The sequence below is a fragment of the Tropicimonas sp. S265A genome, assembly GCF_049800835.1.
Taxonomy (GTDB): domain Bacteria; phylum Pseudomonadota; class Alphaproteobacteria; order Rhodobacterales; family Rhodobacteraceae; genus Dinoroseobacter.
The window spans coordinates 1,438,478-1,451,754 of the sequence record NZ_JBNAFU010000001.1 but is presented as its reverse complement, the minus strand read 5'-3'; the positions used below and the strand labels follow the sequence as shown (position 1 = coordinate 1,451,754).

The 13,277-nt window shown below is 60.4% G+C and carries 12 protein-coding genes and 1 rRNA gene; 7 read left to right on the top strand and 6 right to left on the bottom strand.

Annotated features, from left to right (window positions below; translation table 11 throughout):
* Nucleotides 1-2 precede the first annotated feature (2 nt).
* Nucleotides 3-704: an orotidine-5'-phosphate decarboxylase gene (pyrF, locus tag ACP15N_RS07210; protein ID WP_425091537.1), complete on the bottom strand. Its 702-nt coding sequence runs from the start codon at nt 702-704 to the stop codon at nt 3-5.
* 328 nt (nt 705-1,032) lie between these two features.
* Here pyrF and ACP15N_RS07205 point away from each other — a divergent pair, with 328 nt between their 5' ends.
* A complete protein-coding gene (locus tag ACP15N_RS07205) occupies nt 1,033-1,380 on the top strand; it encodes a hypothetical protein (RefSeq protein ID WP_425091536.1) in 348 nt (115 codons plus the stop codon).
* A 36-nt stretch (nt 1,381-1,416) separates the two neighbouring features.
* On the opposite strand, the gene ACP15N_RS07200 is transcribed toward ACP15N_RS07205, so the two are convergent.
* Complete coding sequence (locus tag ACP15N_RS07200) at nt 1,417-2,418, bottom strand: endonuclease/exonuclease/phosphatase family protein (protein ID WP_425091535.1); 1,002 nt, start codon at nt 2,416-2,418, stop codon at nt 1,417-1,419.
* Between the two features lie 218 nt (nt 2,419-2,636).
* On the opposite strand from ACP15N_RS07200, the gene clpB reads away from it, so the two are divergent.
* A complete protein-coding gene (clpB, locus tag ACP15N_RS07195) occupies nt 2,637-5,252 on the top strand; it encodes an ATP-dependent chaperone ClpB (protein WP_425091534.1) in 2,616 nt (871 codons plus the stop codon).
* A gap of 112 nt (nt 5,253-5,364) precedes the next feature.
* On the top strand, nt 5,365-5,889 hold the full coding sequence (locus tag ACP15N_RS07190) for a hypothetical protein (protein WP_425091533.1): 525 nt from the start codon (nt 5,365-5,367) through the stop codon (nt 5,887-5,889).
* Nucleotides 5,890-5,931: 42 nt separating this feature from the next.
* Here the strand turns inward: ACP15N_RS07190 and ACP15N_RS07185 are convergent, their stop codons facing one another.
* Nucleotides 5,932-6,159, bottom strand: coding sequence for a helix-turn-helix domain-containing protein (locus ACP15N_RS07185; RefSeq protein ID WP_425091532.1), 228 nt, complete (start codon nt 6,157-6,159; stop codon nt 5,932-5,934).
* Nucleotides 6,160-6,273: 114 nt separating this feature from the next.
* On the opposite strand from ACP15N_RS07185, the gene ACP15N_RS07180 reads away from it, so the two are divergent.
* Nucleotides 6,274-6,690: a thermonuclease family protein gene (locus ACP15N_RS07180; RefSeq protein WP_425091531.1), complete on the top strand. Its 417-nt coding sequence runs from the start codon at nt 6,274-6,276 to the stop codon at nt 6,688-6,690.
* 253 nt (nt 6,691-6,943) lie between these two features.
* Here the strand turns inward: ACP15N_RS07180 and ACP15N_RS07175 are convergent, their stop codons facing one another.
* The 3 genes from ACP15N_RS07175 to ACP15N_RS07165 form a co-directional block, all read right to left on the bottom strand.
* A complete protein-coding gene (locus tag ACP15N_RS07175; RefSeq protein ID WP_425091530.1) occupies nt 6,944-7,708 on the bottom strand; it encodes an SDR family NAD(P)-dependent oxidoreductase in 765 nt (254 codons plus the stop codon).
* A 92-nt stretch (nt 7,709-7,800) separates the two neighbouring features.
* Nucleotides 7,801-8,298: a fasciclin domain-containing protein gene (locus ACP15N_RS07170; RefSeq protein WP_425091529.1), complete on the bottom strand. Its 498-nt coding sequence runs from the start codon at nt 8,296-8,298 to the stop codon at nt 7,801-7,803.
* Between the two features lie 88 nt (nt 8,299-8,386).
* The gene (locus ACP15N_RS07165; RefSeq protein ID WP_425091528.1) at nt 8,387-8,878 is read right to left on the bottom strand and encodes a fasciclin domain-containing protein; all 492 of its coding nucleotides are present in this window, start codon (nt 8,876-8,878) and stop codon (nt 8,387-8,389) included.
* A 391-nt stretch (nt 8,879-9,269) separates the two neighbouring features.
* Here ACP15N_RS07165 and msrP point away from each other — a divergent pair, with 391 nt between their 5' ends.
* The 3 genes from msrP to ACP15N_RS07150 all read left to right on the top strand — a co-directional run bounded on the left by msrP (nt 9,270) and on the right by ACP15N_RS07150 (nt 13,143).
* Nucleotides 9,270-10,181 (top strand): protein-methionine-sulfoxide reductase catalytic subunit MsrP, encoded by a 912-nt coding sequence (msrP, locus tag ACP15N_RS07160; protein WP_425091527.1) that lies wholly within the window; start codon nt 9,270-9,272, stop codon nt 10,179-10,181.
* A complete protein-coding gene (gene msrQ, locus ACP15N_RS07155) occupies nt 10,181-10,801 on the top strand; it encodes a protein-methionine-sulfoxide reductase heme-binding subunit MsrQ (protein WP_425091526.1) in 621 nt (206 codons plus the stop codon). The genes msrP and msrQ overlap by 1 nt, the downstream gene beginning before the upstream one ends.
* 878 nt (nt 10,802-11,679) lie before the next feature.
* Nucleotides 11,680-13,143: ribosomal RNA gene (locus ACP15N_RS07150) — 16S ribosomal RNA — on the top strand.
* The last annotated feature ends 134 nt before the right edge of the window (nt 13,144-13,277 follow it).

The window sequence follows — 13,277 nt, the reverse complement described above, 5'->3', positions numbered from 1 at the left end:
CGTCAGACGCCCGCCAATTCGGCCAGAACGGCCTCCGCCGCACCGCGCGGGTCCGCCGCCTGATAGATCGGACGCCCGACCACGATGTGATCGGCCCCGTCTGCGATAGCCGCCGCCGGCGTGGCCACGCGTTTCTGATCGCCCAGTGCCGCCCCCGTCGGGCGTACCCCGGGCGTCACGATCAACCGCCCCGCTGCCTCCGGCAAGGCGCGGATCACGGCGGCTTCCTGCGGCGAGGCGATGACCCCGTCGGCGCCCGCGTCGAATGCCCGGCCCGCGCGCTCCGGCACCAGATCGGAAATCGCACCCGGCTTGATCAGGCTCGCGTCCAGATCATCGCGGTTGAGCGAGGTCAGAATCGTCACTGCAAGGATCTTCATGTTCGACCCCGCGGCCCCTTGCTTGGCGGCCGCCACCACATGCGGGTCGCCGTGCACGGTCAGGAAATCCAGATCGAACTGCGCCAGTCCGCGCACAGCAGCCTCCACCGTGTTGCCGATGTCAAAGAGTTTTATGTCGAGGAAGATCCGCTTGCCGTGATCGAGCTTCAACTCGTTGGCCAGCGCCAGCCCACCGCCTGTCAGCATGCCCAACCCGATCTTGTAGAACCCGACCGTACCCCCAAGTCTGCCTGCAAGCTCCAACCCGGCCAGTGCGTTCGGCACGTCCAGGGCCACGATCAGGCGGTCATCTGCTTTGGTCATTAAGCGTTCCTTTGCGCAGTTCGGCGCGTGATGCCTGATCAGAGACTTTTCGGCAATAGAGGCAAGCAGATCGTCTTTCCGCGAGGAAAGCTCAGCATGCCATGATGTAGTTGCCGGTTTATCGATTGTGAGTCGATTTCTTGAAACAGCGTTGGAGGGGTTTTACGTCCAGTGAATGAGAGTCAGGCGGCCCGATAAACTACTGGTTTGGAACATCCTTATTTGGGGTGGTATTCCTCTCGCTTTGTTTCTTTTCTGGGGTCCTCCGCATTTGGCGAGAGATCACCCGTTCACCTGGCGCTTGGACTTTCAAAATAACGTCGAGCGCTTGGCTGAGAAGGTAGGCTCAGAAGAAGAATTTATCGAAATCTTGCAAAACAAAGGCTTCAAGGTGTTGATCCCGAAAGACAATGGCGTGAGATACACTGAGGATGGCAGGATCGCAGCGATCACTTACTACGACTCCAGCAAGCAGTACGCCGACTACACGGAATTTGTTGAAGCCCATGCTAGGTTTCAAGCTTCCCTTCCGGAAACCTATCTTGAACGCCCGAGGGTAGCGCAGGACAGGTTTTTCCCCGTTCCACTATGTGGGTATGGCTATTCAGTCAGGTGGCACGCGGAGGACGGGAACGTAGTGAGTGTCGAAGCCTCCGATTATGAGCTTTGCTTGTAGGCATTTCTGCGGCGCAGGCGGCAAAGGCTCGCGTTTTTAGCTCACTGCCTGCCATAGATCGTCATGGAACGCGGCCACGACCGGGGCGTGGTCGGGCTCCGGGAAATCCGCATCGCCGCGAAACGCGATGGATTCGTCGGGCAGGATTTCGTTGTGGATCTCGGTATGGCTGAAGGCTGCCAGCATGTTACGTGACGCCAGAATGTGGTCGATCATCTCGCCGTGCCCATGGTGATAGAGGGTGAACCGCGACGATTCCGGCACGTTGTCCTCCAGCGGGATCATCACGCGGCCGGCCAGCGCGCCATTGCCGGTCTCCTCCACACGGCCGCGCACGGCCATCACCGGCACCTCGTCCGACAGCGCATTGAAGTCACCCGCGATCACGATACGGGCGTCTGGGTCAGTGTCGAAGATGTCGTCGATGACCAGCCGCGCCTCCAGGGCCGCCCCCACGCGCTTGACCGATGACAGGAAAAACCCCTCCGCCCACCCGGACGCGCTGTTCCAGGTGAACCGGTCCTCCATCAGCGGGGCAAACCGCGTGGCCAGCTTCGACTTGAAATGCACGTTCAGGATATGCAGGACCGTTCCCCCCGGCGGGCGCGCCTGCACATACAGAAGCGGACGTTCCCAGCGTTGGGGCTTGGCTTCCTCTCCCGGCAGGACGGTGCGCTTGAATACTGGCGCCTCCATCCGGTCCTGGTTGATCTGCTGGGTGTCCAGAACCTCCCAACCCGGCGGCAGCGCGGTGACGAGGTTGCGCTCGTTATAGGCCTCGTTTCCGCTTTCGGTCTTGGTGGTTATCAACTGATGATCCGCGTACCGGGTCGTGGTCAGCAACTCTCGCAGGGCTAGGATATCGCGCTTCGCACCTGGGCGTTCCTGTCCGTTGATCTCCTGAAAGCAGATGATATCCGCACGCAGCCGCTCTAGCGCAGGGCGGATCACGGCGGCACGGGCGGCAAAGGTTGGATCGCTCCCGCCGTCCTGATCCTCCTCAAGGTTCTCAAGATTATAGGTTGCCAATCGGAACATCTGAAAATTCCTCCGTCTGAAAAATGAGCCAAAGACTGCGCCACCACTGTAACAGGTCTGTGGCCTTCGTTCAGGTGTGGAAAAAACTGCTCCCATTCCCACTCTGTTGCCCTTGCGCAACGCTTTCTTCACGCCCATTTGAGATGGGAGGCTTGCGATACGACGTGCCGCCGGGCGGGCGTCGAACCGGGCAAGCGCTTGGAAAAAAGGAGAGACCGATGAACCTAGAGAAGTTCACGGAACGGTCGCGCGGCTTCCTTCAGGCCGCCCAGACCATCGCGATGCGGGACAATCACCAGCGCATGGTGCCCGAGCATTTGCTGAAAGCATTGATGGATGATGATCAGGGGCTTGCCGCCAACCTGATCAAGAGTGCGGGCGGCGATCCGGCCCGCGTGGTGGAGGCCAATGATCTGGCCCTGTCCAAATTGCCCAAGGTATCGGGCGATGGCGCGCAAACCTACATGGATCAGCAGACCGCCAAGGTGCTGGACGAAGCCGACAAGATCGCAACCAAGGCCGGCGACAGCTTCGTACCGGTCGAACGCATCCTGACCGCGTTGGCGGTGGTGAACTCGGGCGCGAAAAAGGCGCTGGAGGCGGGGGCCGTGACTGCGATGGGTCTGAACTCCGCGATCAACGACATTCGCAAGGGCCGCACGGCCGATACCGCATCTGCCGAGGAAGGGTATGACGCGCTGAAGAAATACGCGCGCGACCTGACCGCAGCGGCCCGCGACGGCAAGATCGACCCGATCATCGGACGGGACGAGGAAATCCGCCGTACGATGCAGGTTCTCAGCCGCCGGACCAAGAACAACCCGGTGCTGATCGGGGAACCGGGCGTGGGTAAAACCGCGATTGCCGAAGGTCTCGCGTTGCGGATCATCAATGGCGATGTGCCCGAAAGCCTCAAGAACAAGACCCTGATGGCCCTTGATATGGGCGCGCTGATTGCGGGCGCGAAGTATCGCGGCGAGTTCGAAGAACGACTGAAAGCCATTCTTTCGGAGATTACAGCCGCGGCAGGTGAAATCATCCTGTTCATCGACGAAATGCACACGCTTGTCGGCGCGGGCAAAACCGATGGCGCGATGGATGCCGCCAACCTGATCAAGCCTGCTCTTGCGCGCGGGGAGTTGCATTGCGTGGGCGCGACCACACTCGACGAATACCGCAAGTATGTCGAAAAAGACGCAGCCCTCGCGCGCCGCTTCCAGCCCGTGATCATCGAGGAACCGACGGTGGAAGACACCGTTTCCATCCTGCGTGGCATCAAGGAAAAGTACGAGGTGCACCACGGCGTGCGCATCTCCGACAGCGCCCTTGTGGCAGCGGCGACCCTGTCGCATCGCTACATCACCGACCGGTTTCTGCCCGACAAGGCCATCGACCTTGTGGACGAGGCCGCCTCGCGCCTGCGCATGGAAGTGGACAGCAAACCCGAGGAACTCGACGCGCTGGATCGTGAGATCCTGCAAAAGCAGATCGAGGCCGAAGCGCTCAAGAAAGAGGATGACGATGCTTCTGTCTCGCGGCTCGAAAAGCTGGAGAAAGAGTTAGCGGAGTTGCAGGAGAAATCCTCCGAGATGACCGCCAAGTGGCAGTCGGAGCGGGACAAGCTCGCCTCCGCGCGCGACATCAAGGAAAAGCTCGACCGCGCGCGCGCCGATCTGGACGCGGCCAAGCGGCAGGGCGATCTGGCTGCCGCCGGAGAGTTGTCCTATGGCGTCATCCCCAAGCTGGAGAAGGAACTGGCCGAGGCCGAGAACACCGAAGACGACGTCATGGTAGAAGAGGCCGTGCGCCCCGAGCAGATCGCGTCCGTGGTGGAACGCTGGACGGGTATTCCGACCTCCAAGATGCTCGAAGGCGACCGCGAGAAGCTCTTGCGCATGGAAGAGGCGCTGGGTGCGCGTGTCATCGGCCAGAAATCTGCCGTGCACGCCCTGTCCAACGCCGTACGTCGTGCGCGCGCCGGGCTCAATGACGAGAACCGACCGTTGGGATCGTTCCTGTTTCTTGGCCCGACAGGTGTGGGCAAGACCGAACTCACGAAGGCCGTGGCCGAGTTCCTGTTCGACGATGACAGCGCAATGGTGCGCATCGACATGTCGGAGTTCATGGAAAAGCATGCGGTGGCCCGTCTGATCGGCGCGCCTCCGGGGTATGTCGGCTATGATGAAGGCGGCGTTCTGACCGAAGCTGTCCGTCGGCGGCCGTATCAGGTCGTGCTGTTCGACGAGGTCGAAAAGGCGCATCCGGATGTCTTCAACGTGCTCTTGCAGGTGCTCGATGACGGGGTGCTGACCGATGGCCAGGGCCGTACGGTCGACTTCAAGCAGACGCTGATCATCCTGACCTCGAACCTCGGCGCGCAGGCACTTAGCCAACTCCCCGAGGACGCCGATGCCTCGGATGCCAAGCGCGATGTCATGGATGCGGTGCGCGCGCATTTCCGGCCCGAGTTCCTGAACCGCCTGGACGAGACGATCATCTTCGACCGCCTCAGCCGCGCGGATATGGACGGGATCGTAGATATCCAGCTGGCCCGTCTCGAAAAACGCCTCGCCGGGCGCGAGATCGCGCTCGATCTGGACGCGGGAGCGCGGACATGGCTGGCGGACGAGGGCTACGACCCGGTCTTCGGGGCGCGTCCTCTCAAGCGGGTGATCCAGCGCGCGTTGCAGGATCAGCTGGCAGAGATGATCCTCGCCGGTGACGTGGCTGATGGCGACACGGTGCCCGTCAGTGCGGGGGCCGACGGCCTGATCGTCGGCGACCGTATCTCAAGCTCGCGGCGGGAGCCGCCAAGCGACGCGGTCGTGCATTAAATCTCATCAAAAGGGCCCCCGATGGGGCCCTTTTTGCATTGCATGTCGTAAGGGCACGCGGCTAACTCGAAGGGCATTTTCAAGCTGACGATCCACACTCAGGAGACGATACATGACCTTCAAGACCCTCTTGGCCGCCCTTTTCATCACAGGCACGGCATCTGTGGCTTCCGCAAACACTGATGTCCTGCCATCCGAGAGCACGACCTTCACACCGTACGGCAGCGTCGAAGGCTGGAGCATCTTCGTCAACGAAGACCGCAAGACCTGCATGATCGAAAGCGTTGATGCCAATGAGAACGTCGTGCAGATGGGCCTGACAGCAGATCGCGGTGTCGGCTATCTGGGCGTGTTCACCAAGGCGGACATTGGCCTGACGTCCGGGGAGGACCCGGTTGCGGTGCTGATTGGCGAGAACCTGTACGTGGGCACGGCGCGCACGCTGACCACCAGCCTGCGGGACGGGTACACCGGCGGTTACGTGGTCACGGATGATCCGCAATTCGTTACGGACATCATGCAGCAATACACGGCCGTGGTCCTGCCGAATTCGGAATTTTCCTTTGCGATCAGTCTGGATGGTACCATGAAGGCCATCGAAGCCGCGCGGGAATGCACCGCGGCCCAGGGCGGCTAACGCGCCCCAACGCCAGCCACGCGCCGCCGTCGGCGCGTGGTGCTAATCCCCAAGTTCCACGGTCAGCCGCACGCCCTTGTCTGTCTCTTCCCAGCGGGCGCCGTTCTTTCTTAACGCTTTCTCAAGAGCTTTGACCGTTTCATACCCGGCACCTGATCCCCCCTCCAGACGTTTCAGCGTCTGAACATGCACACCCGCCGCTTCGGCAAGCTCCTTTTGCTTCAGGCCAGTGGCTCGGCGCGCACGCGATATGATCGTTCCGATTTTCACGTCGACATTTCTAAACCCGAAATCTCAAAAAAAGAAACAAAAAGTTTATTTTTGATACGCAAGGTACAACGTGCTATCATTGTAACGTTTTCATGACGAAGCAAGGAGGGTCTTATGATCCCACTGGTTGCATTTGTATTGTTGCTCGCGGCCCCCCAGGGCGACGTCTATGTTGCGGATGCCGGAACGCTTGTTATGTCCGGAACGGCTGTACGGCTCGACGGTATCGACCTGCCGCACGCGAACTCGGACCAGGGCGCGCAGGCCAAGCGTCTGGTCGAGGATTTCGTGGCCGGAAAGATGGTGACGTGCCGGATGCAGGGCAGCGGTCTGCTCAGCTATTGGTCGGGCACCTGCTTTGCCGATGGGGAGGATATCGGACAGGCGCTGGTCTCTGCCGGACTGGCGCTCGATTGTCCGGCAAACTCCGACGGACGGTACCGCCGCTACGAAGCGCCCGAAGCCCGCGCGCACCTGAAGGCCAGCGCGACCTGCCAGATCGAAGACCTCGCCACAGGGGTGCCGCAATAAGTCTTGGAATGGTCTTCTTGCGGACCAATGGCGGTCACGGGCCGACATTAGACCGGTCTGCGGCGCGCGTATCCGCGTCGTAACCAACGCAGTAGAGTGTGTGAAGGGAGTACCCGAAATGCAGATTGAGACCGCAAATCAGACCGTTGCAAAGCCGGACCACGACACGGCAAAGATTGCCTATATGCTGTTTGTCACCATCTCCGGCCTGTCGGTGGCTGCTGCCCTGTTTGTCTGAGGCTGCCCGCGCGCGTCAGGCGCGCAAGGCGGGCAAGCCGATGCCCGTTGAGTCAAAGCCGCCGTCTGCGGCGATGACCTGGCCGGTAACGTAGCTGGCCTTGTCTGAACACAGGAACACGATCACTTCCGCGATTTCGCGCTCCGACCCGTAGCGGTTCAGTGGGATCGCGTCGTGATAGGCATCGATGATGTCCTGTGAATGAACGGCCATCGCCAGCTTCGTGCGCACTGGCCCCGGGCAGACGCAGTTCGCCCGAATCCCGTACTCCCCAAGTTCCGCCGCATGTTGCTTGGTCAGGTGGATGACCGCGCCCTTCGACGTCCCGTAGGCCACGCGCAGGGTGGACGCGCGCAGGCCGGAGATCGACCCGATGTTCACGATCGCACCGCGTGTCTCCTTCAGCGCGGGCGTGGCGTGATGCGTGCACAAAAACACCCCGTCCAGATTGGTGGCCATCACCGTTCTCCAACGGTCGAACCCGGTCTCCTCGATGGGCCCGAAATCGGCGACGCCTGCATTGTTGACCAACGCGTCGATCCGTCCGAACCGGTCCAGCGTGTCGGAAATCATGCGGGGGACGGCCTGCGGGTTCGACACGTCGCAGTCGATGGTCAGAACCTCGTCCAAACCAGCCGCCGCCTCGGACAGGGCCGGGACGTCGCGGTCCACCATCGCGACCCTGTAGCCATTCTCCAGAAACAACTGAGTCGTCGCCAGCCCGATACCGCGCGCTGCGCCCGTGACAATGGCCGTCTTCTTTTCGGAATTCTGTTGCATTCAACCCTCCCCAAGTTGCGGGCACAGTGGCGCAGGCGGGCAGGGGCGGCAAGCCCGGCCACGCGTGAGCGACGCGGCCGGGCGGGGCATCGTCAGGGAAGCATGACAGAATCGATGGCGTGGATCACGCCGTTCGATGCGGCGATGTTCGCCTGGGTCACGAACGCGTCGTTGACCTTCACGCTGGTGCCGGTGCCGTCAATGGCCACGGTCCCGCCTTCGGCCGTGGTCAGCGAGCCGGTGTTGCCCACCAGCGAGCCTGCCGGATAGGAGCCGGGAACCACGTGATAGGAGATGATCTGCGCGAGCGTTTCCTTGTTCTCGGGCAGCAGCAGCGTTTCCAGCGTGCCTTCGGGCAGCGCGGCGAACGCCTCATTGGTCGGCGCAAAGACCGTCAGCGGGCCTTCGCTGGCCAGCACATCAGTCAGGTCTGCCGCGGAAGCCGCCGCCAGTAGCGTCGAGAAATCGGGGCTCGTCGTGACGAGGCGCGCGATTGACGCTGTCCCTTCGCCGGTGTTGGTTCCGCATGCTGTCAGGGCCGTCAGCGCCCCTACGGCAACAAGTGATTTGAGTGTGGTGCGTCGGTTCATCATGAGTGTCCTCCCGCTCCTTTTTTGCAGTTCAAGTAAAAAGGGACAGCCCATGGCGGGCTGTCCCCAATCGCTAACGTGGGCCGGATCAGCTCGAGGGCAAGATCACGGCGTCGATAACGTGGATCACGCCGTTGGACGCTTCGATGTCGGCGGAAACAACGCTTGCGCCCTCAACGGTCACGCCGCCTTCGGTCATGATGGTCACATCGCTGCCCTGGACGGTGCCTGCTGTCATGTTGTTGGACAGATCGCCCGACATCACCTTGGCTGGGATCACGTGGTAGGTCAGGATCGCCGTCAACTGGTCCTTGTTCTCCGGCTTCAGCAAATCTTCAACCGTGCCCTCGGGCAGGGCGGCGAATGCCTCGTCGGTCGGCGCGAACACCGTGAACGGGCCCTCGCCCTTCAACGTGTCGACCAGACCTGCGGCTTCCACGGCGGCGACCAGCGTGGTGAAGCTGCCTGCCTCGATCGCGATGTCCACGATGTCCTTTGCCGGATCGTCCTTATCCATGGCAAAGGCGGAACCTGCCATCATGACGGCTGCGGATGCGGCAAGGAAAGTTCTGCGGATCATGTGTCAATCTCCTGATGTCCGGGGCGGCACCATGCCTCCCCTTGAGTGTTGGTGAGCGGTATTTAGGCGCGTTTTCGACCGGGGCTTTCCGCCGAAGCTGTTCTGCGGACCTTGACGGGAAAAAGAACCTGACTAAGCCATGCGGATTTTCGGCTTCTAGTCACTTATGGGTGATTTGATGTGATGATTTGCTGCGGCGGAGCTGGATATTTTGCCGCGATTTGAAGCAATTATCACACCCCGGTGAGTGGCTGCGACCCAAGCGGGCCCAAGTCCGTCCGTCGCGGGCCCGGCCAATTGTTGCAATCACCCTCTCAAACGTGAGGCAACTTGCTTTGGAAACCGGACCACTTATCGCTACCTGTTGCCCAGACCCAAGACGGAGAGTTTCATGCGCCGCTTTCGCACCGACCTGACCTATGCCGATGTTACCCCGAAGGAGGTGTTCCTGAACCGCCGCGCCCTGCTGCGTGGGGCGGCTGCCATGGGTGCAGCCACGATCCTGCCGCTGCCCGCTGCGGCCCGGGATTTTGCCGGGGGCGAAACGCCGAACACGCTTGAGGACATCAAGGCGTACAACAACTTCTACGAGTTCGGCACGGGCAAGGACGATCCTGCGAAGTATGCAGGCCAGATGACGATCGATCCGTGGTCGGTGAAGGTCGACGGCCTTGTCGATCGCCCCGGGACATATGATCTGGCGGATCTGATCGACGAGGCGGAGGTCGAAGAACGCATCTACCGCTTCCGCTGCGTCGAGGCGTGGTCGATGGTCATCCCGTGGAACGGGATCGAACTGAGCAAGATACTGAACAAGTTCAGCCCGCAGCCGGGCGCAAAATATGTGGCCTTCGAAACGTTGGAGCGTCCGTCCGAGATGCCGGGCCTGGCGCGCAGCAACATCGACTGGCCCTATCGCGAAGGGCTGCGCATGGACGAGGCGATGCACCCCCTGACCCTGATGGGCACCGGGATCTACGGCGAGCCCATGCCGAAGCAGAACGGCGCACCGATCCGCCTGGTCGTGCCCTGGAAATACGGGTTCAAGTCGATCAAATCCATCGTGCGGATCAGCTTCACCGATACGCAGCCGCCTGCAACTTGGAACATGCTCCAGCCACGTGAGTATGGCTTCTACTCCAACGTGAACCCCACGGTGGATCATCCGCGCTGGTCGCAAGCCACCGAACGCCGCATCGGCGATGGCCTGTTCGCCAAACGCCGTCCGACCCTGATGTTCAATGGCTACGAGGAAGAGGTCGCAAGCCTTTACGCGGGTATGGACCTGACAAAATTCATCTGATGCGCAACGCGATCAATTCCTTCGCCCGGCGCGTGCCCAACTGGGCTTTCTATGCGCTGGCGCCCCTGCCGGTGGCGTGGCTGTTCTTTCAGGCCGCGCGCGGCAGCCTCGGCGTGGATCCGGTGAAGGTCATCGAGCATGAACTCGGCCTCATTGCGCTGCAACTTCTGATCGCGGGCCTTGCGATCACACCGCTGCGTCGTTTTGCCGGGATCAACCTGATCAAGTGGCGGCGCCCGATCGGCCTTCTGGCGTTTGTCTACGTCATCCTGCATCTGGCGACCTGGGTGCTTCTGGATATGCAGCTCTATTGGGACCAGATGCTCAAGGATATCTACAAGCGCCCCTACATCACCATCGGCATGGTCGGCTTCGTACTGCTCGTGCCCTTGGCGATCACCTCCAACAACCGGTCATTGCGCAGGATGGGGGCGGCGGCCTGGCAGAAACTGCACAAGCTGGTCTATCCGGCGATCCTGCTCGGGGCCGTCCATTTCGTCATGGTCCAGAAGGTGTGGGAGGTCGAGGCGCTGAGCTACCTTGCGATCACGCTCGGCTTGCTGGCCGCCCGGCTCAAACTGCCCAGACGCGCACCCGCCCCGGGGGCCACGCGCGCCTGACGGCACGCGCGGGCCGTTGCCGCTTCACAGACCGGAGGCACCTGACGTGAACTTCGCCAATGCTGCCCGCCTGCGAAGCACATCCATGGTCTGACCCGTCCGCAGCGCGGTTGAGCCGATGGCGTATTTCTGCGGTGCGCGCCCGCGTGCAGGTTGCCGAGATCAGGCCCCGGGCGCCGAGGTGTTCCCGCGCCCATACCGGTCGCGCCTCCCCCGATCCCGGGGCCGACCAAACGTCTGTTCTGGGCGCCGCAAGTGGGGCAGCAAGTCCGGCCTGTCCGCGGTCCCCGGGGTGTTACAAAATGTAATAAGGGTCGTTGGAGACTGCTACAAAACGTACAAGATCCCTGTCTGGCCTCTCAGCACCCAGCCGACGCTTCGTCAATCCGGGCAAAACCTGCGGCAGAGCCTGTTTCGGCTATCTAGGTGCAGATAACTATCTGAAAAAATTTATGAAATTAGAGCAGGCTAAAAAAAAGGGCTTTTTGTGAAAAAACCTCTTGCAGAGATCTGAGTCGATCCGTAAATACCCCTTCACCGAGCGGCGGACACGCCGACCGGGACTTCCGAGGGAAGCAAGCGGGCGCGCCGCTCTACGGCGCAACCAGTGCTTGTGACCCTCACGCTCTTTGACATTGTGATATATTCTGAAGGGATATGCGGGCGGTTTGGTTGAAAATGTCGACTGACTGACTTTTGTATATCTCTACGCCTTTAGGGTTGCTTCGGCGATCTGATGATAAGGTGTCAGCTTCACTGTTTGTCGGTTCTTGTTCTCTTTGGAGGATGAACTGCAAACAGAGATATCCCTCGGGTTAGCCTTCGAGGGATGATGTGCAGAGGTTCTTTCTGTCAAGAACGTCGCGATTGCGGCGTTTCAACTTGAGAGTTTGATCCTGGCTCAGAACGAACGCTGGCGGCAGGCTTAACACATGCAAGTCGAGCGAACCTTCGGGTTAGCGGCGGACGGGTGAGTAACGCGTGGGAACATACCTTTCACTACGGAATAGCCCCGGGAAACTGGGAGTAATACCGTATACGCCCTTTTGGGGAAAGATTTATCGGTGAGAGATTGGCCCGCGTTGGATTAGGTAGTTGGTGGGGTAACGGCCTACCAAGCCGACGATCCATAGCTGGTTTGAGAGGATGATCAGCCACACTGGGACTGAGACACGGCCCAGACTCCTACGGGAGGCAGCAGTGGGGAATCTTAGACAATGGGGGCAACCCTGATCTAGCCATGCCGCGTGTGTGATGAAGGCCCTAGGGTCGTAAAGCACTTTCGCCTGTGATGATAATGACAGTAGCAGGTAAAGAAACCCCGGCTAACTCCGTGCCAGCAGCCGCGGTAATACGGAGGGGGTTAGCGTTGTTCGGAATTACTGGGCGTAAAGCGCGCGTAGGCGGATTAGTCAGTCAGAGGTGAAATCCCGGGGCTCAACCCCGGAACTGCCTTTGATACTGCTAGTCTTGAGTTCGAGAGAGGTGAGTGGAATTCCGAGTGTAGAGGTGAAATTCGTAGATATTCGGAGGAACACCAGTGGCGAAGGCGGCTCACTGGCTCGATACTGACGCTGAGGTGCGAAAGTGTGGGGAGCAAACAGGATTAGATACCCTGGTAGTCCACACCGTAAACGATGAATGCCAGACGTCGGCAAGCATGCTTGTCGGTGTCACACCTAACGGATTAAGCATTCCGCCTGGGGAGTACGGTCGCAAGATTAAAACTCAAAGGAATTGACGGGGGCCCGCACAAGCGGTGGAGCATGTGGTTTAATTCGAAGCAACGCGCAGAACCTTACCAACCCTTGACATGTGGATCGCGGTTACCGGAGACGGTTTCCTTCAGTTCGGCTGGATTCAACACAGGTGCTGCATGGCTGTCGTCAGCTCGTGTCGTGAGATGTTCGGTTAAGTCCGGCAACGAGCGCAACCCACATCCTTAGTTGCCAGCAGTTCGGCTGGGCACTCTAGGGAAACTGCCCGTGATAAGCGGGAGGAAGGTGTGGATGACGTCAAGTCCTCATGGCCCTTACGGGTTGGGCTACACACGTGCTACAATGGCAGTGACAATGGGTTAATCCCCAAAAACTGTCTCAGTTCGGATTGTCGTCTGCAACTCGACGGCATGAAGTCGGAATCGCTAGTAATCGCGTAACAGCATGACGCGGTGAATACGTTCCCGGGCCTTGTACACACCGCCCGTCACACCATGGGAGTTGGTTCTACCTGACGGCCGTGCGCTAACCTTCGGGAGGCAGCGGACCACGGTAGGATCAGCGACTGGGGTGAAGTCGTAACAAGGTAGCCGTAGGGGAACCTGCGGCTGGATCACCTCCTTTCTAAGGATGTTCCTGGCTTTTTGAGTTCGCTCGGAAACGTGGAACACTTAGCAGCCCGTAACCCGTTCTTCGGAACGGCTGGGCATAAAAGGGCGCTGCTCAAGGCGTCCTTGATCAGGCCGTCCTCATATCTC

Bases quoted from the DNA above. Each gene is read 5' to 3' on its own strand.
- ACP15N_RS07175 (WP_425091530.1), bottom strand. From the start codon at position 7,708: ATGCAACAGAATTCCGAAAAGAAGACGGCCATTGTCACGGGCGCAGCG.
- ACP15N_RS07200 (WP_425091535.1), bottom strand. From the start codon at position 2,418: ATGTTCCGATTGGCAACCTATAATCTTGAGAACCTTGAGGAGGATCAG.
- msrP (WP_425091527.1), top strand. From the start codon at position 9,270: ATGCGCCGCTTTCGCACCGACCTGACCTATGCCGATGTTACCCCGAAG.
- clpB (WP_425091534.1), top strand. From the start codon at position 2,637: ATGAACCTAGAGAAGTTCACGGAACGGTCGCGCGGCTTCCTTCAGGCC.
- msrQ (WP_425091526.1), top strand. From the start codon at position 10,181: ATGCGCAACGCGATCAATTCCTTCGCCCGGCGCGTGCCCAACTGGGCT.
- ACP15N_RS07190 (WP_425091533.1), top strand. From the start codon at position 5,365: ATGACCTTCAAGACCCTCTTGGCCGCCCTTTTCATCACAGGCACGGCA.
- ACP15N_RS07165 (WP_425091528.1), bottom strand. From the start codon at position 8,878: ATGATCCGCAGAACTTTCCTTGCCGCATCCGCAGCCGTCATGATGGCA.
- ACP15N_RS07170 (WP_425091529.1), bottom strand. From the start codon at position 8,298: ATGAACCGACGCACCACACTCAAATCACTTGTTGCCGTAGGGGCGCTG.
- pyrF (WP_425091537.1), bottom strand. From the start codon at position 704: ATGACCAAAGCAGATGACCGCCTGATCGTGGCCCTGGACGTGCCGAAC.
- ACP15N_RS07180 (WP_425091531.1), top strand. From the start codon at position 6,274: ATGATCCCACTGGTTGCATTTGTATTGTTGCTCGCGGCCCCCCAGGGC.